Raw genomic sequence first — 18,765 nt, 5'->3', positions numbered from 1 at the left:
GATCGATGAATAGGGATCTGTTCGGGTTTAGACATGAACTAAGATACGAAAGATAAGTATTAAAAGTTTAGTACCTCACTATAATCAGTTCTGTTTCATTATTCTGCTGTAGCAGGAGTATTGCTCTTTCATGAATTTCCTTCGGATCCAAGCTTGCGTCTCCAGATCCAATCAATTCAGACAGTATACACTCCTCTTCAATCCTTGCGACGAAGCGTTTCTGAAACTGGCGCCTGCGGCGATCCGAGCGAATAGTATTAGCGCTTTGAATGACTTCACGGATGAGAGGTTTTGCCTTTTCCGGCTGTTTCTGTCGAAGTAAGCAGATTGATAAGAACGCTGTAGCCTCCAAGTACAAACGGGTATTCTTTCCTGCGAGTTTCCGTATTCCCGTGAAACCTGCCTCAGCGTAGCCGAGACGGTTGTCGTCGAGGCACGCTTCAAAGGCCCAGAGTTTTGCTTGGAGCAAACGGTGATGCTTCCGGTCGGGGGCAAAGAGCAACTGTATCTCAGTGGCACACTCGATTGCCCTCTCGGGGTGACCTTTGGCGACGGCTGTCCGCAGCTCGCCTTCCAATTCTCGCAATCTCGGCAAAATATCAGAGGGTACTTTTCTTGCCATAGCTCATTTCCCTATGAGCGAACATTCACTCTTATATTATTAATACGTATTGATGGAATTCTTCCAATTTTTTACTTCTGTATAGAGATACCAAAAAAACAGAGGAAATACTTCAAAAAGATTTACCTGGCCGAGCGTGCATAATTGCCTCAGATCTTTAAGCGAATGCCCCTGCGCTACTGTTGCAGCTCGAGCTCCAGTTTCAGATTGGTTCTGTCATAGTGCGCGTCCGAGCTCTCGTATGCGGTCGTGCGGAATCCGAGCCGCTGATAGAGCCGCACGGCGCTTTTCAGTACGGTATTCGTCTCCACGAAAAGTTTCCGTATCGATCGTGCACGTGCCCACTCGATGGCATGACCCAGGAGTTGCGTGCCGATGCCCTGTCCCTGATGTGTGCCAGCAACGGCCATCTTCGAGAGCTCGAAGAGGCCCTCCGTATGTTTAATAAGCGCGCACGTGCCCACCACCGCACCATCAAGGAGTGCAAAGAAGATCCTGCCGCCCGGTTTGATAATCGCCTCTTCAGGGTTGCTTAGCACTTCGAGGTCAATGGGCTCCATTTGGAAATACCGTTCCAGCCAGACCAGGTTCAAGCGCTTGAAATCGTCTGCGTACGCCGCGTCAAACTCTACTATTTTCAGGTTAGTCATGTCGTGCCGAACAGTTACTCTTATATTCTGCTAAGTAGTGAATAAAGATTCCGTTTTTACTTACGGGTGAAGATATTGGAATTAGCGGGGCAATAATTCAAAGCGACTGCGTGATAAATGCGAGTTACATAAAATCAAGAGTGGTCCCCGTTTGACGACGGGATTTTGTGATTGCCCTAATCATGTGAAAGATCTATCAAGAAAGGTGTCGAACTCGTTGGAATAGTTGCTTTGGCATAACGCAGAGCTCACCGACCGCCGCCGGAAACAGGCGTCGGCAGCTGATCCAGATTCCGATTAACCTGGGGCATCGGAAACCGAAGCGCGTGGCAGCGGTTCGGTGCCGCGATTTGTTGGAAACTATTCACTCTTCCACTTTTTGAATACCCTGTCGAGATCAAGATAGACCTTCCACTCTATGAGGCCCATTTCTTCTAAGTGGCTTTTGATATCTGGAAGAATGTTTGCTGAGATCTGATATTTTTGAAAATCAGTGCCACTATGCCCAACGATACTCTCCTCCAGCGGAGTCGTGACATCAACGCCGTAAACGAAAAAGGCCCGCTGCTTCTGAATTCTCGCATTCTTGAAATATGGAGTGTCCCATCCGTACATTTGACTCTTTTTTGTCTTCTTACAAAAACACATTAGCCGGTCCTTGATATCTTGATCCTTGATATCTTGACTAGGCGTAGTGAACCCTTCATAGCGTATGATGTAACCCAGCAGCTCATTCACATCATATTTTTCACCATTATTAGACCACGGTTTCCCGTTGCAATCTTTCGGCAGTTTATTCCCGGACTTGTCGTTGTTACAGCACTTCAGCCTATACAAGCACGGATTTTTATCCGGTTCTGCGTTGACGGTAGCGAAGAATACGGCAGTCCAAAAATCCGCGGTGAAATCGCATAGTCGTGTTGGACAGCCAAAGTGCTGCATTACGGATAGATACCAGAACGTATCTGTCCTTGGGCAGGGCGGGCAATACCAGTGATACTGGAGATTAAGCTCTCGATACGGCTCAATCTCCTTTAAAAACCGATTCACGAGATTTCGCTCGTACTTCTGGATGGTGTTTTTCCAACAAGGGACTTTTTTCGTTACGGAAAGATACACTTGGATAGAACTCATCAGCAATGGATAGCATTCCTTCGTGCCCCTAAACAAGTAAAACTCTTGGTCTTTTCGTGGAGAGCAGTCGCCCAAAGACGATTTTTCGCTTTCCTCGGCAAGCTTCTTCAGCTCATCGAACGTGTCGATTTGTGTCATTGCGTTCAACATTTCCTTTTATATTATTGCTCTGTATCATAAAAAGTTTTCCTGTTTTTTTGGCTTGTGTGTGTTCACCGAACTCAGCCGAAGGACCCACCCGCATGCTCGTGCCAGCGCAGCATCTCACCAAGTCCTTTTGACCTGTCCGGAGAACCATTTCACGCCTTTTGAGGCGGTTGAGCGCGAACGATAGTTTCATAAAGCGCATTGAGGAATTCTTTCCCACGCGGCTTCGGTATCTCACGCCCTTCCTTCTGTGCGGTTTCTAACCAGAGCTCGATGGCGATTTTAACCTCCCGCAACGCCGCCCCTTCCGTCTCGCCGAACGCCGAGCAGCCGGGCAGCTCGGGAACCACCGCAATGTAGCTCTCGTCCTCGTCGCTATAAAAAATCTCTATTGCATATTTCTGCATCGCTCTGTTTCCTACGATTACCATTCGCCGAACTTATATTAGTCATTTTCCTTATCTCCTTTTAGCATGTTCACCGAACTCACCGAAGGCACCACCCGCATACTCGTACCCGCCCAGCACCTCACCAAATCCATGTTCTACAATCCCCGGATGGAATTGTGCCGTGACATCGACATCGCCAGTATCGCCGTTTTTACAGCTTCTTTTCGTGACCCTGCTAAGCTGAAATACCTCGACGCCCTTGCGGGCACCGGCGTACGCGGCGTGCGCGTCGCGAACGAGGTTGGCTGTTTAGACGTAACCATAAACGATCGCAGCACGCCTGCTTTCGAGTTCAGCAAGCAGAACATAGCTTTGAACGGCGTAGAAGATCGAGCAACCGCATATAACGAAAACGCCAACGTGCTCCTTCATCGAAAACATTACGATCTCGTCGATATCGATCCGTTTGGCTCGCCCGTGCCGTTTCTGGACGCTGCCTCACAATCGGTAACGAAGCTGCTGTTGGTAACAGCGACCGATACCGCGCCCTTATGCGGTGCGCACACCGGTGGCCTGCGCAATTACGGCGCGAGTCCGCTGAATACCGAATACCACGCGGAGATGGGCACACGCGTTCTGCTGGGTGCCGTCACACGCGAGTTTGGCAAATACGATAAGGCTGTCAAACCGTTACTGTCCTATGCCTCTGCGCACTTCATTCGGCTCCTCATACAGATAGAAGCAGGCGCGAAGAAAGCAGACGAAAGCGTGCAGCGGCTCGGGTTCATCGCCCATTGCTTCTCCTGCGGGCATCGGTTCGCGTTCTCGTACGAAGATATGCTGGACATGCGCATGAACAACACCTGCGGACTCTGCGGTAAAAGAATGCGCGTTGCCGGCCCCTTATACCTCCATCCAATCAAAGACACACAATTTTGCGAGCAGGTGCATGAAGAACTGGGCAACCGAGAGCTGGGCAAGCAAAAAGAAGCGATGAAGATCGTGTCTACCTGCAGTCACGAGCTGCGGGACATTCCCTACTTCTTCGAGCATCATGCGCTCAGTAAGGCATTGAAAATCCCGCCGCCTTCTCTAACCACTCTTATTGAGACTTTACAAGCGAACGGCTTCTCTGCCAGCCGAACGCAGTTCTCCGATACCGGGCTGAAAACAGACGCGCGAATCAACGAGCTCAAAGCGCTTGTGAAAGAGCTATAACCGCACTCGAAGCGCGTAAACTTGAAAAAAGAAAGAGTGCCGGGAGCGGGGTTCGGACCCGCGACCTCCAGATTATGAGTCTGGCGCCCTAACCAACTAGGCCACCCCGGCTTTTATTTTACTTCTGCTTTATCGGTACGTACCTTCGCTCAGCTCTTTCCGCAAATCACCGATCGAAGCGACGCGTTCCGCAACGGCATTGTGCTGATGGATGCTCTCCTCGTTTATCTGCTTTATATTAATCACCGAATCGTCCGGCAGGTAGCCAAACGTCTCCACCACTCGCTTCGCCATCTCTCGGACGCAATCTTCAACGAACATCGGCTTTTGATGCGCGATCTCCACCACGCGTGCCTCGTCCGGGCGTTTCAAGATCTCGTACGTCTTCGCGCTCATCGACCGCTCTATTATCTCTATTATCCTATCGAGGGGTATTCTGAAATCGTCTTCCACCTCTATCGAGATAATCCCCCTGCCGCGTTGGTTATGGGTTGCCAGCGGTATGCTGTCCAGGAACGTCTTCATATCCTCTTCCGACATCCCCCGTTTCTTCAATTCGTCCGCCGCTCGTTCCCGCATGAGTTCCTGCGCGCACGGACAGGCAGTCATCCCCACGATCTCAGCCCCTATTATCCTCTTTATCTGCATGCCGCTCTCGCGCTCCGGCGTACGATACGCTATCGCCTCCGCGAATATTATCGCAGGCTCCTGGCACGAGATCCGCATCACCGGCGTCTTTCTCATCAGCACATACTCGCTTGTCATGCCCACCTCTGCCGTCGAGGCGTACGGGTGACGATCGAGTAAACGCTTTGCCACTTCACTGCACAGGTCCTCCACATCGTATACCGTCGAGTTCACCGCTTCGTCCAGCACTTCGTACATCGCTTCCAGGTTCCTCGACATGTTCGCCCCTTTTATATCACTCGGGAGGTCCACGAACATATGAAAATCCGATATCAGCACTACAGGCCTCCTCCCTCCGGCTCGCGCGACCTCTACCAGCTTCTTCACGTTCGTCACACCCACTCTCGTCAGGTTGATCTTTATATCTGGACTGCTTGCTTGTACATCTGGCAGATCTGACGTCACGTTTTTCATCGTATACCTTAACTTGTTACGCCTTGCTATTTAAATATCCGTTAAAATCCCCCGTGCGACAGCAATCTTTATCCTGGTGTGCTGTATGAACGCTCTTTCGCTCGGAGTCGCGGAACGTTCCGCACGCAGTGAGTACAATCCGCTAAAGTAATATATACCAAGCGTTTGTGGGTATTGATTAAGATGGCACAAATTTTTGTGGCTGGTATCGGGAACAAATATATGGGTGACGACGGCTTCGGCCCCCGGGTCATCGAAGAGCTACTGACGAGAGAGCTGCCCGAGAACGTGGAGGCGCTGGATGTCGGACTCTGCGGCATAACTCTGGCACCTGACCTCGGTGACTACGATCATATAATCTTTGCTGACGCTGTTAATACTGGTGGCAAGCTTGGCACAATCTATCGCGTGGAAATCAAAGCGGATGAGGTGGAAGCACTAAAGCCCGAAGGTCCGAATCCGTTCAACATCAGCATCCACGAAGCTCGGTTAGAAGAGCTCCTCAGCTTCGCTAAGACTATCGGCACGCTTCCTCCCACCATTGTTGTTGTCGGTTGCGAAGTTCATGACGCCCAGCTGGGCGAAGAAATGAGCCCGGAAGTCGCAACGGCGATCCGTAGCGCGGTCGATATCATTCTGGATGAATTACGGCAAGACCGCTCAACCTGAGCGAGCACGCAGGCTGGGATCAAAGCGTTCTTAGCAGAGCAACCTCTCGCGCTCTCTCATTAAAACCGAGAAGGAACAGGTTAACTGAAGAGAGCATTTTAAAAATAAAATTAGAAGAGTACCTGCCTCGTCCATCTCAACCAAGAAAGATAGAGGGGCGGTACCCTTTTTTCTATACTTACTAATTTGTGCTTATCTTATCTGCGTATTCACTCACTCCGGCGTAGCGAACGGTAGCAGCTCGTGCTTTACTACTTTGTCGCCTATATGCACGGCGACTGCACAGCCTAAGCACGGATCGAAGCTTCGGATCGTCCTGACGATATCGACGCCTTTCCATGCTGCAGGATCTCCCGCTTCCGTGATCGGCGACTGGATAAGTGCCTGTTCGTACGCTCCTGGCTGCTCTTCTGGATCCCTACCCGACGCGTTCCAGGTCGATGGCGCGTGATATTGATAGTTGCTAATGACACCATCCTTCATGACGCACCAGTGCAGGCACGAGCCACGCATCGCTTCAACTGCACCAAAGCCGATGCCTTCTTTTGGTTTCTCGTATGGCGTCCAGACTTGAGTTTTACCCGCCTTCATGAGTTCCAACGCTTTCATCACCAGACTTGTCACGCAGTATGCGGAATAGGCATTATAATATGCCCGTGCTCTAACTCTCTCTACGGTATTCGGCTTCGCCGGGATCTTCCACTCGAACTCCATCTTATCCGCAAACTTGAAACCAGGTATTACGGCTGCTGGCAGTTCGAACTTGAGGCTCGATCCCGTGGATTCCGGCACAAGGCCGACCTTCGCGGTCACCCACATTCGCGCAAGCGGACCGAGTTCGAGAACATTGTTCTTGCCATCGCCCTTCCAGTTCTTCCACCGTGGCGACGTAACCCAGGTGTACTTGGACCCCCACTTGCCGTACTCGCCGGGCTCTGGAAGCGTGCGCTTGTTCCACGGATGCTCGTACTCGATCTTATTCCCTGCAGGATCGGTTTCGATTTCTTGTGCCCAATCACTCGAGTACCAGCCGCGGCCGATGAATTCTCGCACGCCGGCATTGATCTCCACGAGGTCCGTTGTAACCACCTCGCCATTGAGCATCACTCCTGGAGATACCATTCGCTTACGTCCCAACTCGGTCATCCCTTCGTAATCCGCGGAATACGCTTCGGGATCGTTGTAACTGCCAACAGCGAGGAGATTGATATCCCGCGCTCCGACGTCCTCATAACCCTGCGCCAGCACGAAATTCAGAAGATCGTCCGTAGCGGTTACCAGCTCCTTCGTAAAGGCAACGTGCCGCATGAGTAACGTGAGGTACGACTCAATGTCCGATGCCGAGAGGTTTATCTTCGCGATTCCGCCCGGAACAAAGGAATGAACGTGCGGATGCTTTCCACCAAAGATCGCAGCCATATTGTGTCCTGCTTTCTGGACTAAAAGCGACCTGAGATACAGCTCGCCAGCCAGGGGGTTCAATGCGGTCATTATATCCGCGACGGTCGCAAAGCCGTGAACATCGCTCCGTTCCGCCTTCGTATTCTGTGCCTCGCCCCACCAATCGGGATTGAACTTCTTCACCGCTACCTCGCTGTAGTCCGGTCCTTCAAGGTTCAGCACACCAACTTCAGAATCATATAACTGCTCTGCGCCATGAACGAAATCTCTAAGAACGACACCCATTGGCGGTGGAGTCACCCCGTATGCCTGATCAACGGCGTTTACCGATGCGAAACCATGAGGTACGGGACAGACGCCACAAGCCCGCTGGGTAATCATAACCGCTTCGGACGGCTCTCTTCCCACCAGGATTATTTCAAAACCTCTGAACATCGGGCTGTAAGCATATGCGTCGGTGACCTTTTTAGCACCGGTGTCTAACGTCGCATGAACACCCAAATGCCCCTCAATCCGCGTTATCGGCTCAATCGTTATCTCCCGCTTTCCGCCGGGTCCGGGCGCTGCTGCCGGTGCTGCTGCCGGTGCTGCTGCCGCCTCTTTCGCGCCGCCGCCTTTTAGCTTATCTAAGAATCCCATTTTATATCTTCCTCCCTTTGTCCTTCGCTTCTTCCATCTGCCTGTCCAGATCCTCTATGAATTCCGGTACCAGCGGTAGGAGCGCTTCGAGTACTGGCTTAAATCGCTCGAATCCCATCTCCGCGTGTGCAAGCATGCCTTTCATGTTCTCAATGATAAATGGCATCGCAGGCGCTTTCGCGAAGAATGGTGACGTTGGCGCATCCGGGAAATCGGGATGAGTACAGCCAAAACAGGGTACTCCTGTTCCCGTACAGCCGCCGTAGCCGTCTGCCCACGTCGTATTGTTGCAGTTCGTGATGATACCCTTGCAGCCCAGTGCACCGAGACAGCCGGTATCCCCGAACGCATGTGCATCCGTGCCCTCTGCGTAGAATCCACAGATCGGACAGAGTTCGTGCATTGTGTAACCGTAGAAAGCTACAGGTCGGTGCCACTCGTCAAGCTCCGGCAGTGGTGCCAATCCTCGCGCCGCGAGGACCGCTTGACCCAGGATCTGTATTATGTTATCAGGTCGTGGTGGACAACCCGGTATACAGATGATTGGAAGTCCCAAGCCGCCAGTCCACTCTTTCCCTAAGTAGTCCAGAAGTCCCTGCGCTCCCGTTGGGTTCGGATTCCCGCTGGGGATTCCACCATACGCGGCACACGTGCCAATCGCAACCGCAGCTGCACACCGCTGTGCGAGGCTATCAATCACATCGCTCAGCTTGAGTAATTTCCCATCGTGCTCCCCGATGACACAGAAGACGCCATCCCCTGCCTTTGACTCATCCGGGATCGATCCCTCAAGGATCAGTACAAAGGGGTCATACTTACCTTCCATAGCATCAACGAGGATCTGCGTCGCATCGTCGCCCCACTCGAACATCAAGGTGGGATGGTAAGCAAGTTTTAACCCTCCAAGCCCTGGAATAGCTCCGGTTAGCACATCAATGAGCGTGGGATTGCTTGCCTGCTTGATAGTGATGGTATCACCAGCACAGTCTTGCCCTTCAAGCCATATTATGTTTATCTCTTCAAGGCCCATTTTTTCCTCTTCTCCTCCTTCTTCTCTAAGTATACCTCTCCTTTTTTGAGCAACTTGCCTTATTTAGGCAAACTTGATCAATTATCGACAGGCACCCTATTTAAGGCTTTCGATTTTATCACAAAATTTGAATGTATAAAATAACGAATAACGTTATATACCCAGAATCTGATATACTTCTTCTTAGTCTACGATTGAGCGAATGAACGAACTTGAGAAAATCTTCGGAAGGAACGCGCAGCTTGTCGTTCTGGAGTATCTGATACGAAATCGTGAGACGATAACGTATCTCTCCGGCATTGCAGCGGCTACTGGACTTTCCCATTCCAGTGTCGCACGCGTCATCGAGCCGCTTTTACAATTGGGCATCGTGAAAGAGGACACGCTCGGCAAGCAAATACGGACGTTCAGATTGAATGAGGATAATGAAGTGCTCAAGCTCTTAATACGGTTCTTTGATGATTTGGATGCGTTAATTACAGTATGAATACAGTATGAATACTTATTCGACCGGGCTGAGCACGAATTCGCAGTAATCATCGCCACACGCTTCGCATTTCCGCTCTTCACCGTCCAGCGCCCGGTTCGTTAACACCTCCCCCATGCCCGCGCAACATCCACGCAGGAAATGGCAGACAGGAACCTCAGATTCGCCATATTCCTTCGCTATGAATGAATTCTCGACTTTAATGACGAGTGCTTCGAGATCCACACTGAACGTGCCCCAACCGAGTTCTGCACAAAACTCTTCCATCGCTCTGACAAATGCACTCCCGTCCAGCTTCCACTTATCTCTATAATACTTTGCTCGATTAATGCCCACCTTCTTGCCCGCTTCGTAAAAGATCACCGCAGCATTATCCGGCCCCACGATCGACTCTGCGAGTTTTAGGATTCCCACAAAAACCGCACTGCTCAAGATGAGCTCAGGCAGTTCCTGGGTGAAGAACTCGCCGGTTTCAGCGTCCATTTTCACTTTTATTGTCTTTCTTTGCTCGTTGTCCATAAGCTCCGGTTATATAAGGCGTTGCATCCGCCTAAAAGAGCCCTCCTTCCCCTCATTGCATCAACAAGAGTCTCTGTCACGTCTTCTTTTTCTTGTACCTTCTCGATATTTAACTACGATGTATGTATGATTCTGGACTCATGGTATATATGGCTTTCTATACAAAAATCATCACGGATAATACATTATGACTGATGCTGCGATACGTCAAGCTGACTGAAGATCGGGATTCAGATAGGGTGTTGTGTTCGGCTCGCACTCGCTTCCGATTATCGCGATCATCACCCCTCAGGATAACACCTATATCAAAGCGATTATTAACACGCCTCTTTATGAACTACTGTGCTTTTCTTATTACCTTTACGCTTCGGGAGTTCTCACCACGTTAATGTGCTTCTGAGGGGGTAGGGTTATCAAGAACGTGAATTAAAAATAGAAAAGTTTATATGTCATCTCATCAGGATATGCATTATTAGAGGGAGGATAAGATGATAGCACAAGAGCAAAAACCAATAGAGGAAATTCTGGGGTACCTCGAAGGAAAGGAGAACGTAGTACTTTTGGGTTGCGGCGGATGCGCTACTTTCTATCATACTGGTGACAAAAAAGCGGTCGATGATCTGGCAGCGAAACTTAAGAGCGCGGGGAAGACGGTCACGAAGATCAGCATGCCGTTGGGTATGCAGGCCTGTGACACTGAGAAGAGTGCGATATTCCTGCAGAAAGAAAAGAGTGCTGTTGAGAACTGCAATGCAATTTTGGTGATGAGTTGTGGCGACGGTGTACAAGTGGTTACCGAGTATGTAGACGACGAAATGGGCCTTGCGAAGTCTGTTATCCCGGCAAATGATGCAATAGGGCTTGTAGGCGGAGGGCCTTTCAAGTTCAAGGAGACCTGTCAATCATGCGGTATGTGTGAATTAGGCAAAACTGCTGGGATCTGTCCGTTGACTGCGTGCGGCAAAGGATTGATGAACGGTCCTTGCGGCGGTGTTCGGGTAGATGATAAATGTGAAATAGATCCTGAGAAGGACTGCGCCTGGGTCAAGATCTATAAGCGAATGGAGAAACTCGGCGAACTCGACGAATTCATAGCGATGCGCGCTCCACATGAATGGAGCAAATGCAAGCGACCGCGACTGTTCGAGCTGGAAGAGCCTATGGGTATGATGGATATGATGGGCGCTATGATGAACTTCAACACCATCACTGGGTACATGTCAATGATGCTCGCTAAGCCGCCAGAGAAGGAAGAGGAGAAATAGAGAGGAGGAGAGTGAGAGAGAAAAATGCCTGAAGAAATTTACAGCCAGTTGATGAAGGAACTATCCGAGGGGAAATACGTTTTCACCGGCGAGTTAGAGCCCGAAAAGGCAGGGAATGTCAACGAGCCCATTGCTGCAGCGCGAGATCTGATCGGGTTGGTAACCGCGTGTAACGTAACGGACAACCCACAGAGTTTCGCGTACGTGAGCAGCCTTGCAGCGTCGTATAAGATCGAGTTGGAGACGGGCATGGAGTGCGTATACCAGCTCAGGTGCTCTGACCGAAACAGAATGGCGCTTTTATCCGATGTGCTCGGTGCGGGTACCTTGGGGATAAAGAATATCCTGGCGTTAGCGGGTGACCACGTAGCACTAGGTGACTCACCAGATACAAAGCCGGTATTCGATCTGGACTCGACCACGCTGATACACATGATACGGAAGATAGTGGATGAGGGCAAAGACCTGGGCGGCAAAGAGATCGAGGATCCACCGAAACTGCATGTGGGCGGAGCGGCAGCACCAGGAGCGGCGCATTTGAAGTCCGAAGTCGCCAAGGTGAAGCGGAAGATCAATGTTGGCGTCGAATACCTGCAAACACAGGTCGTTTACTACCCTGAGATTCTGGACAAGTTCTTCACGGAATTGGGTCCCGTAGACGTTCCGATTTTGGTGGGCATATTCCCTGCGAAGAGTTTCGGCGCGGCGGACTTCTTCGATAAGTACGTGGCAGGCGTTGACGTTCCACCGGATTACCTCGCAAACCTGAAGAAGACAAAGGAGATCAAGGATAAGGAAGAGCGGAAGGCGGAAGTAGACAGAGTCAATGTGGAGTTCTTCACTGACTTCCTGGAGTATCTGAAGGGTACTCCGGCGGCTGGCTGCCACATGATGGCTGTTGGCTATCCCAGAATCATTGGACCGTTAAAGAAGGTAATGGAATAAAGAAAAGGTGAGGGGATTTTTTCCCCTTTCTTCTTTTATTTTCCGCTTTTGCTTTTTTTTCAAGGACTAAAAAATCCGCTAATCTCTTAGATGCTATTATATACGGGCCAGCGAATCTTGTATCGCCTTCTTCACGGCCTCTTCAGATGTGTATTTCTGCTTCCAACCAAAACCGTTCAGTTTAGCGGCGTCGAGCAGCATGACGGGGACATCACCCTTCCAGCCCCGTTTACCACCGGTGAACTTGAATTCCGGTGTCACGTGCATCGCTTCGGATACGAGTTCTGCAATTCTCGTAACACTTGTCATGTCATTTGTCCCGATGTTGAAGATATGCACGCTGCTCTTATCGACCGCTTGTAATCCCGCACGCATCGCCTCTATGCAATCTGTCACATAAATATACGATTTCGTTTGTGTGCCATCGCCCAGGATCTCCAACTCCGCCGGATTGCTCCGTATCTTAGTGATAAAATCGTAGATGACGCCGTGTGTCGATCTCGCGCCGATAACGTTCGCGAACCGGTAGATCCAGGCCTGCATCTCGAACGTATGGCAGTACGAAGCGATGAACGCTTCAGATGCGAGTTTCGACGCGCCATATAACGAGATGGGTACGGTAGGGTAACTTTCGGGCGTCGGCAGCTGATCCGCCTCGCCGTAGACCGTGGAGGTCGAGGTGAAGAGTATCCGGCGCACGTCGTTCAGTCGCATTGCCTCTAACACGTTATACGTTGCGATCACGTTTTGCTCCAGATGCACTCGTGTATTCTCCGCACCCAGACGCACCTCGGGGTTCGCCGCCAGGTGCCAGACCTCATCAGCGCCGTCAAAAAAGTCGGTCATATCATCATACAAGAGGTCAACCTTGTGAAACTGGAACCGCTCGTCACCGAAGTGCGGAGCTATGTACTCCTCATTCCCTGAGCTCAAGTTATCCAGGACCACTACCTCATGGTTCTCTTCCACTTCTATTTCTACTGATCGATCAACCACATGCGAGCCTATAAAGCCCGCTCCACCCGTTACTACGATTTTCATCTCTCTTTCACTCACTTTACCCACTCCGCGATTGGATACGACCCCAGGATTTTCACCATGACCACTCGCTCTTCAACAGCTTTTAACACGACCTTTATCGCTTCCTCATCCACGTGGCCTTCACAATCGATGTGAAACATGTAATCGCCTAAAGCACGCTTGGACGGTCTGGACTCGATCTTCGTGAGGTTAATCCCGCGCTGCGCGAATTCGCCCAGGACGCCGTATAACGCACCCGGGCGGTCCTTCAAATGGAGCAAGAGCGAGGTCTTGTCCTTTCCGGTCGGTGACGTTGTGAGAGCAGAAGAGGCAAGAGCGACGAATCGCGTAACGCTCTCCTTATCCTGTGTATTTTCTGCAAGGATACGGAGCTTATATTTTGCCGCCGCGTCTTCCGACGCTAAAGCTCCTATCGCATCCATTTCCTGTGCCAGTTTCGCCGCTCGTGCCGTGCTTTCCACCGCTTTTATCTTCACGCCCCGGGCTCGCACGTGCTCCCGGATGAACTGCTTACACTGGGCAAGTGCATGAGGATGCGAGACGACCGTCCGTATGTTCTCAAACGAACCTTTGGCCAGTAAGCACAGTTTTATCGGCACCAACACCTCACCGACAATGTGCATTCCCCGTTCGCTATTCTCGGTCGCGAGCACGTCCAGTGTCTCTCCCACAGAACCCTCCAAAGAATTTTCTATCGGGACAATGCCGTAATCCATGTCTCGATTCATTACGCCATCGGCCACATCAAAGATGGTTTCGTAATAGTGAATCTCGGCATCCTCGCTATTCTCCTTTTTTCGCAGGTTCAGCCACAGAAATGCAGCGGTTTCGGTAAACGTCCCCTCGGGACCTAAAATGCCGATTTTCATGTATCGATTACACCTAATTCGCTTTCATTGTATATATATAAAAGCTCTAACGGATAATTCTGAGAGAACGGGCAAAACGACGCAGTGAGAAGCGCCAAATCTGCTAATACGGCAATACACAACATTACCTTAACCAATCGGCAGGGAACCTACAAGCGGGTGTTTAGTTAGATGTGTGAGCGTGTCTAAAATTCGAATTGAGGCACGGAACTACGTAGTCGAGATGCTACGTTAACTAAAAAATAGGGAAAAGGGAGAGCTCTCCATTTCCCTCTTCTTCGCACCACGTCTGCGACTGCACATCGCATGCGTAGCGAACACGTCACGTATTGAAACCGAGCTTCTCAAGCGTTGGTTCTGCTGTTGGATCTGGTGTTGGCGTTGTAGTATCAATCGAGCTTGTATCTCTTCCTGATAAGCTCATCAGATACCTTCAACATTTCGTTTCCTTTCATGTAGGCGAAGAAGTTATCCAAGTTCGCTTCCCAATTGTCATTTGATATCCGTTCTATCAAGTTGCGGAATCTCTTTTCGTTTTCTTCTTTAGCTTCCATCTCGATCACCTCCTAGTTGGTTAAGAGCCGCCTCGGCATGTATATATATGCATCTACACATACAACTGTATAGGCGCTTTTACTATAAAAGGATTTTCGGTTTCAGTCGACGGATTGCTACTGCGTATTAAATCAAGATAGGCTGAAATTACGCGTGTATAATTAGTGCGAGCACGTACGTGCATGAGCGATCGGCAAGGCGGCGTCAAAGCGGGGATTTATATAAGGCGGGCGTTATACTTAGATATGAGAGGTATCCTCAGGCCTTGGTAGCATAGCAGGCCAATGCGCCACCTTGGTAAGGTGGAGATCGCGGGTCCGAATCCCGCCCAGGGCTTTCTGGTTTTGGTTACAGAACGTGTTAGAAGGTAAGACAAAGAACCGGGGGATCGCATCATGGAGAAGATCAATATCGCCATTACAGGCTATGGTAATGTGGGCAGGGGTGTAGAAGCGGCGGTTAAACTGAATGCGGATACGGAACTGGTCGCGGTATTCACCAGAAGGCCGGAACGCGTAAGAGAAGAGCTAAAAGACGTTCCTGTACTCCAGAATGAAGATCCGGTGCCGGATGATCTGCAAATAGACGTGGTAGTGCTGTGCGGTGGCTCGAAGGAAGACATACCGGTTCAAGGTCCACAGTTTGCCGCACGATTCACGACGGTTGACAGTTTTGACACGCATGCGGACATTCCGCGCTATTTTGAGACGATGGATTCGACCGCGCAGGAGCACGGGCATGTCGCTATACTTTCCGCAGGCTGGGATCCCGGGATCTTCTCGCTCATGCGCGTGCTCGGCGATGCGTTTCTACCGCAGGGCAAGCAGTACACCTTCTGGGGCCGAGGCGTGAGCCAGGGGCATTCAGACGCAGCAAGGCGAGTTACGGGCGTCTCTGATGCACGAGCGTATACGATTCCGATAGAATCGGCGGTGCAACGAGTGCGGGACAGAGAATCGCCGGAATTCACCAAAAGGGAGATGCACAAACGTTTAGTGTATGTAGTCTCGGAGCCCCGTGCGGATCAGGAACAAATACGGCAGGATATCGTGACGTTGCCGCATTACTATGACGAATATGATACTGAAGTGGTTTTCATCAGCGCGGATGAGATGGCGAAAAATCATACGAAACTCCCGCACGGCGGTTTTGTGTTTGCTTCCGGCGTGACTGGCGCGGGTAACAAGCACGTGCTCGAATACCGGTGTCAAGTGGAGAGCAATCCGGAGTTCACCGCTAGCGTGCTGGTCGCCTGTGCGCGAGCAGCGTATAAACTGAAGAAGGAAGGGCGCAGTGGTGCATTCACGATCCTGGACATTCCGCCGCGCTATTTAAGCCCGCATTCTCCGGAGACCCTACGAGAAGACTTCATGTAGGTAGCATGATGCATGGTCGAAGCCGATTTGCTGCCTCACCGAATAGCGAGGATAAAAGCGGACCGTGCCGAGCGAGGCGTACGGCAAGCGGAACAGCGTTGATAGAGGGCAAGCTGGTCGTGAAAGTGACACCTACAAAAATCATAGCGTGGAAGAAGATTTCGGGCTGAGCGCGTTGACGCTTGCGTCAACCGTTGCGTCAACCGTTGCGTCAACCGTTGCGTCAACCGTTGCGTCAACTTCTACCCAAATCGCCTTACGTATCTTTATTTTTCCTCGACAATGGCGATTTCTTCATCCGTCAGCCCGTACAGCTCGTAAACCAGATTGTCTATTTGCTGGTCCGTTTCGTCTATCTGCTGTTGCAGCGCGGCTTTCTCTGATTCCATCGTTACTTTGGAAAGTCGTTCATGAAGCGCAAGCATCTGCTCCACCAACGTGACCATTCTGTCGTGTAGGGATTTGTCAACTGGATTATCAAAATCAATTGTGCGGATGGGGAGTTGTTCAACATAAAAGGGCTTTGCCTCGATGAAACCACCTCGTCTCCCAGCAGCAATTTCTTGGAGAAACCTCCAGAGAAGTTTTGAGTTCATACAACCTAAAAGGTATTTGTCGCTAGAATTCAGGATACAACCGGGTGCATTAACATAGTAACTCTCAAAATCGATTGTAAATGGTGCTCATCGCATAAATTCCCCCAGCATATCTTCGGCTTTTCAAATTCTTCGTAATAAGCAATGGTATCCTGAGTTTCATACCACGGGTAATCGCCGGGTTTTCGTCCTGGCCACTTTCCGCCTTTCCAGTCTTTTGGTTTCGGCATCAGCCGCTCTTTAAATTGAAGGAGATGCCGCTCTATTGCCGGATATCGTTGGATGTCCACACCCCGACGAGTAAAAATCAAATACCGCTTGTTTTCAGGCGGTTGGTAGCGTTTGATATCTTTGCCGACCAAAAACGGTTTAATCAATTTCTCGCTCTTCGGATCCTCTGCAATCAGTTTCTCTCGTGTAGCCCTATCAATCACAAAGGCTTCGTTAAGGCCCGTCAAGACGCCACGATAAATTTTCCCGTTGACATAGTCACCCAACGGCACACCCACATGCCGTATTTTCTCCAGAAACGCCTGCGTCTTTTCCTCCACTACGACCAGCCCGAATCGTCTAATCCTTCCTGGTTTACCGCAAAGTGGTGCTCCTGTATGTAGTCATCAAGGCTCGCAAAACTGAGTGTTTCCATTTCTGTCACAGCAAACGTCGATTTCGGTGGCTTGTTTGAGATGCGTACGATGCAAGGATAGGTAGTTGCCTGAAATACCGGCAAATCACCAAAGTCCACAATCTCTTCAATACAGTGCCGTTTTAGCCACTGTCGCAGTGGCTTGCCATAGTTGGCACGCGTCCATTTGTTCGCGACAATGTAAGAAAAGATGCCGTCTTCGTTCAGTGATGAAAGACTTCGTTCGATGAAATAAACATAGAGATCAGCGACGCCGTGGTAAACCTTGTACGCATCTTGATAATACGTCTTCAGTTCACCGAGAGCCTCCTGCCTCACGTACGGCGGATTGCCGATGACGACATCAAACCCTCGCTCTTCTTTCGGCTTTTCCAGGTCAAAGACCTCATAGAATTCAAAACCCCAATGAAAGGGGCTCAATCGTAAAAATTCCTCTCGGGTTAACGCTATTTTCTTATCCCGGAACTTCCGATAGAGATCTGTGTTAAGCAATGCGCTTATTTGCTCGTCGAATCGCTGTATCGATTCGTGAAGCTCTTTGGCTTCCTCGCCCTCGGCCTTTTTGTACTCCTGTATCAAATCGTTCCGTTCTTTTAGCAGACTTGCCAGCGTGGCCTTCTCTTCGTCCCCGAGCCAATTCGCTAGTGTAAGTTCCGCGCCCTTGAACTCGCTTACATCCACATATCCTATCAAGCTGTTCCCGCCCCTGAGGTTGTAGTCGATATTCGGTAACGATTCCACCCGTTCTGGCTCGTAGGAATCAACAAGCCACAGCCAGAGCCGCAATTTCGCGATCTCGATGCCGTTTTGATTGATGTCAACGCCGTAGAGGTTATTTCTCAGAATTAACTTCTTCAGCGCAATGTCCAAGTTACCCAATCCCAATTTATCATCGATTCGTCGGTTCAACTCAAACAGGATATTCGCCGCGGCAAGTAAGAACGCACCTGAGCCACAGGCGTTATCCAGCACACGGATTTTTAAGATAACGTTATTCCAAACGGCGTTCAAGGTCGTTTCTGCAAGAATGCACAACTTCTCAATGCCAGAGAGCAAATCGCCCTCTTTATAGCCCCTTTCGGTCTTAAGATACTCGTTTGTCTTGTCGATAATGAAGGGATAGATCGTATGTTCCGAGATGTACTTCGTTACAAACTTGGGCGTGTAATACGCACCGGTTCCCTTTCTGTCGGTGGCGGTCATTGCCCGTTCGAAGATATAGCCCAGGATTTCCGGATCGATCGAATCGCCGTTCTCTAAGTGCTCCTTATGCACGAATTTGAAGCTGTCTAAGAATTCGATTACCTTCTTCAGAATCTCTGATTTGATTTTGTAATCGATGTTCTTCCGCTCAACCCCAGTATGAACGAATAAGCCCCATTTATAGTCAAAAACCAAACAATTCATACTTAACACCCTCGCCTAGAAACCGCTCGATCCAGCCATGTGCGAAACTAAGCCGGGAT

18 protein-coding genes, 2 tRNA genes and 1 pseudogene are annotated in these 18,765 nt (G+C 50.3%); 7 read left to right on the top strand and 14 right to left on the bottom strand.

Going from position 1 to position 18,765, the window contains the following annotated elements; genetic code table 11:
• Positions 1-67 precede the first annotated feature (67 nt).
• From JW878_10700 to JW878_10685, 4 genes are all read right to left on the bottom strand, one after another.
• Entirely contained in the window at positions 68-622 is a 555-nt protein-coding gene (locus JW878_10700; GenBank protein MBN1763519.1) for a hypothetical protein, read from the bottom strand.
• A gap of 176 nt (positions 623-798) precedes the next feature.
• Entirely contained in the window at positions 799-1,272 is a 474-nt protein-coding gene (locus JW878_10695; GenBank protein ID MBN1763518.1) for a GNAT family N-acetyltransferase, read from the bottom strand.
• A gap of 360 nt (positions 1,273-1,632) precedes the next feature.
• Entirely contained in the window at positions 1,633-2,544 is a 912-nt protein-coding gene (locus tag JW878_10690; protein MBN1763517.1) for an FRG domain-containing protein, read from the bottom strand.
• A 161-nt stretch (positions 2,545-2,705) separates the two neighbouring features.
• Positions 2,706-2,960, bottom strand: a complete 255-nt coding sequence (locus JW878_10685; GenBank protein MBN1763516.1) for a type II toxin-antitoxin system HicB family antitoxin — start codon at positions 2,958-2,960, stop codon at positions 2,706-2,708.
• A gap of 66 nt (positions 2,961-3,026) precedes the next feature.
• Between JW878_10685 and JW878_10680 the strand changes: the two genes are divergently transcribed.
• Positions 3,027-4,160, top strand: coding sequence for a tRNA (guanine(10)-N(2))-dimethyltransferase (locus tag JW878_10680; protein ID MBN1763515.1), 1,134 nt, complete (start codon positions 3,027-3,029; stop codon positions 4,158-4,160).
• Between the two features lie 37 nt (positions 4,161-4,197).
• Here the strand turns inward: JW878_10680 and JW878_10675 are convergent.
• Together JW878_10675 and JW878_10670 are read right to left on the bottom strand one after the other, a co-directional pair.
• Positions 4,198-4,271: transfer RNA gene (locus tag JW878_10675), tRNA-Met, on the bottom strand.
• Between the two features lie 18 nt (positions 4,272-4,289).
• The gene (locus JW878_10670; protein ID MBN1763514.1) at positions 4,290-5,261 is read right to left on the bottom strand and encodes a GTP cyclohydrolase I FolE2; all 972 of its coding nucleotides are present in this window, start codon (positions 5,259-5,261) and stop codon (positions 4,290-4,292) included.
• A 183-nt stretch (positions 5,262-5,444) separates the two neighbouring features.
• Here JW878_10670 and JW878_10665 point away from each other — a divergent pair, with 183 nt between their 5' ends.
• Positions 5,445-5,930, top strand: a complete 486-nt coding sequence (locus JW878_10665; protein ID MBN1763513.1) for a hydrogenase maturation protease — start codon at positions 5,445-5,447, stop codon at positions 5,928-5,930.
• 213 nt (positions 5,931-6,143) lie between these two features.
• Here the strand turns inward: JW878_10665 and JW878_10660 are convergent, their stop codons facing one another.
• The gene (locus JW878_10660) at positions 6,144-7,970 is read right to left on the bottom strand and encodes a nickel-dependent hydrogenase large subunit (protein ID MBN1763512.1); all 1,827 of its coding nucleotides are present in this window, start codon (positions 7,968-7,970) and stop codon (positions 6,144-6,146) included.
• A gap of 1 nt (position 7,971) precedes the next feature.
• The gene (locus tag JW878_10655; protein MBN1763511.1) at positions 7,972-9,000 is read right to left on the bottom strand and encodes a hydrogenase expression protein HypE; all 1,029 of its coding nucleotides are present in this window, start codon (positions 8,998-9,000) and stop codon (positions 7,972-7,974) included.
• A gap of 202 nt (positions 9,001-9,202) precedes the next feature.
• On the opposite strand from JW878_10655, the gene JW878_10650 reads away from it, so the two are divergent.
• Entirely contained in the window at positions 9,203-9,487 is a 285-nt protein-coding gene (locus tag JW878_10650) for a helix-turn-helix domain-containing protein (protein ID MBN1763510.1), read from the top strand.
• A 15-nt stretch (positions 9,488-9,502) separates the two neighbouring features.
• Here the strand turns inward: JW878_10650 and JW878_10645 are convergent, their stop codons facing one another.
• The gene (locus JW878_10645) at positions 9,503-10,006 is read right to left on the bottom strand and encodes a hypothetical protein (GenBank protein ID MBN1763509.1); all 504 of its coding nucleotides are present in this window, start codon (positions 10,004-10,006) and stop codon (positions 9,503-9,505) included.
• A 488-nt stretch (positions 10,007-10,494) separates the two neighbouring features.
• Between JW878_10645 and JW878_10640 the strand changes: the two genes are divergently transcribed.
• Positions 10,495-11,271: a methylenetetrahydrofolate reductase C-terminal domain-containing protein gene (locus JW878_10640; protein ID MBN1763508.1), complete on the top strand. Its 777-nt coding sequence runs from the start codon at positions 10,495-10,497 to the stop codon at positions 11,269-11,271.
• Between the two features lie 24 nt (positions 11,272-11,295).
• A complete protein-coding gene (locus JW878_10635; GenBank protein ID MBN1763507.1) occupies positions 11,296-12,216 on the top strand; it encodes a methylenetetrahydrofolate reductase in 921 nt (306 codons plus the stop codon).
• 96 nt (positions 12,217-12,312) lie between these two features.
• Here JW878_10635 and JW878_10630 read toward each other — a convergent pair whose 3' ends face one another.
• From JW878_10630 to JW878_10620, 3 genes are all read right to left on the bottom strand, one after another.
• Positions 12,313-13,257, bottom strand: a complete 945-nt coding sequence (locus tag JW878_10630) for an NAD-dependent epimerase/dehydratase family protein (GenBank protein ID MBN1763506.1) — start codon at positions 13,255-13,257, stop codon at positions 12,313-12,315.
• A gap of 11 nt (positions 13,258-13,268) precedes the next feature.
• Complete coding sequence (gene pheA / locus JW878_10625; GenBank protein ID MBN1763505.1) at positions 13,269-14,126, bottom strand: prephenate dehydratase; 858 nt, start codon at positions 14,124-14,126, stop codon at positions 13,269-13,271.
• A gap of 389 nt (positions 14,127-14,515) precedes the next feature.
• A complete protein-coding gene (locus JW878_10620; GenBank protein MBN1763504.1) occupies positions 14,516-14,680 on the bottom strand; it encodes a hypothetical protein in 165 nt (54 codons plus the stop codon).
• A 263-nt stretch (positions 14,681-14,943) separates the two neighbouring features.
• Between JW878_10620 and JW878_10615 the strand changes: the two genes are divergently transcribed.
• Both JW878_10615 and JW878_10610 read left to right on the top strand, forming a co-directional pair.
• Positions 14,944-15,017: transfer RNA gene (locus JW878_10615), tRNA-Thr, on the top strand.
• Positions 15,018-15,076: 59 nt separating this feature from the next.
• Positions 15,077-16,057: a diaminopimelate dehydrogenase gene (locus JW878_10610; GenBank protein MBN1763503.1), complete on the top strand. Its 981-nt coding sequence runs from the start codon at positions 15,077-15,079 to the stop codon at positions 16,055-16,057.
• Between the two features lie 266 nt (positions 16,058-16,323).
• On the opposite strand, the gene JW878_10605 is transcribed toward JW878_10610, so the two are convergent.
• Both JW878_10605 and JW878_10600 read right to left on the bottom strand, forming a co-directional pair.
• The gene (locus JW878_10605) at positions 16,324-16,728 is read right to left on the bottom strand and encodes a hypothetical protein (GenBank protein MBN1763502.1); all 405 of its coding nucleotides are present in this window, start codon (positions 16,726-16,728) and stop codon (positions 16,324-16,326) included.
• A pseudogene (locus JW878_10600) lies at positions 16,683-18,706 on the bottom strand (Eco57I restriction-modification methylase domain-containing protein). Before JW878_10600 ends, JW878_10605 begins: the two are co-directional and overlap by 46 nt.
• Positions 18,707-18,765 lie beyond the last annotated feature (59 nt).

This window comes from Methanomicrobia archaeon (assembly GCA_016930255.1).
In the GTDB taxonomy this organism is placed as follows: Archaea; Halobacteriota; Syntropharchaeia; order Alkanophagales; family Methanospirareceae; genus JACGMN01.
Note: the sequence above shows the minus strand (reverse complement) of the source record. Positions and strands in the feature narration are given on the sequence as shown.

What these genes read in the sequence shown, in the direction of transcription:
- JW878_10700 (MBN1763519.1), bottom strand. Translation starts at nt 622, where the DNA reads ATGGCAAGAAAAGTACCCTCTGATATTTTGCCGAGATTGCGAGAATTG.
- JW878_10695 (MBN1763518.1), bottom strand. Translation starts at nt 1,272, where the DNA reads ATGACTAACCTGAAAATAGTAGAGTTTGACGCGGCGTACGCAGACGAT.
- JW878_10690 (MBN1763517.1), bottom strand. Translation starts at nt 2,544, where the DNA reads ATGACACAAATCGACACGTTCGATGAGCTGAAGAAGCTTGCCGAGGAA.
- JW878_10685 (MBN1763516.1), bottom strand. Translation starts at nt 2,960, where the DNA reads ATGCAGAAATATGCAATAGAGATTTTTTATAGCGACGAGGACGAGAGC.
- JW878_10680 (MBN1763515.1), top strand. Translation starts at nt 3,027, where the DNA reads ATGTTCACCGAACTCACCGAAGGCACCACCCGCATACTCGTACCCGCC.
- JW878_10670 (MBN1763514.1), bottom strand. Translation starts at nt 5,261, where the DNA reads ATGAAAAACGTGACGTCAGATCTGCCAGATGTACAAGCAAGCAGTCCA.
- JW878_10665 (MBN1763513.1), top strand. Translation starts at nt 5,445, where the DNA reads ATGGCACAAATTTTTGTGGCTGGTATCGGGAACAAATATATGGGTGAC.
- JW878_10660 (MBN1763512.1), bottom strand. Translation starts at nt 7,970, where the DNA reads ATGGGATTCTTAGATAAGCTAAAAGGCGGCGGCGCGAAAGAGGCGGCA.
- JW878_10655 (MBN1763511.1), bottom strand. Translation starts at nt 9,000, where the DNA reads ATGGGCCTTGAAGAGATAAACATAATATGGCTTGAAGGGCAAGACTGT.
- JW878_10650 (MBN1763510.1), top strand. Translation starts at nt 9,203, where the DNA reads ATGAACGAACTTGAGAAAATCTTCGGAAGGAACGCGCAGCTTGTCGTT.
- JW878_10645 (MBN1763509.1), bottom strand. Translation starts at nt 10,006, where the DNA reads ATGGACAACGAGCAAAGAAAGACAATAAAAGTGAAAATGGACGCTGAA.
- JW878_10640 (MBN1763508.1), top strand. Translation starts at nt 10,495, where the DNA reads ATGATAGCACAAGAGCAAAAACCAATAGAGGAAATTCTGGGGTACCTC.
- JW878_10635 (MBN1763507.1), top strand. Translation starts at nt 11,296, where the DNA reads ATGCCTGAAGAAATTTACAGCCAGTTGATGAAGGAACTATCCGAGGGG.
- JW878_10630 (MBN1763506.1), bottom strand. Translation starts at nt 13,257, where the DNA reads ATGAAAATCGTAGTAACGGGTGGAGCGGGCTTTATAGGCTCGCATGTG.
- pheA (MBN1763505.1), bottom strand. Translation starts at nt 14,126, where the DNA reads ATGAAAATCGGCATTTTAGGTCCCGAGGGGACGTTTACCGAAACCGCT.
- JW878_10620 (MBN1763504.1), bottom strand. Translation starts at nt 14,680, where the DNA reads ATGGAAGCTAAAGAAGAAAACGAAAAGAGATTCCGCAACTTGATAGAA.
- JW878_10610 (MBN1763503.1), top strand. Translation starts at nt 15,077, where the DNA reads ATGGAGAAGATCAATATCGCCATTACAGGCTATGGTAATGTGGGCAGG.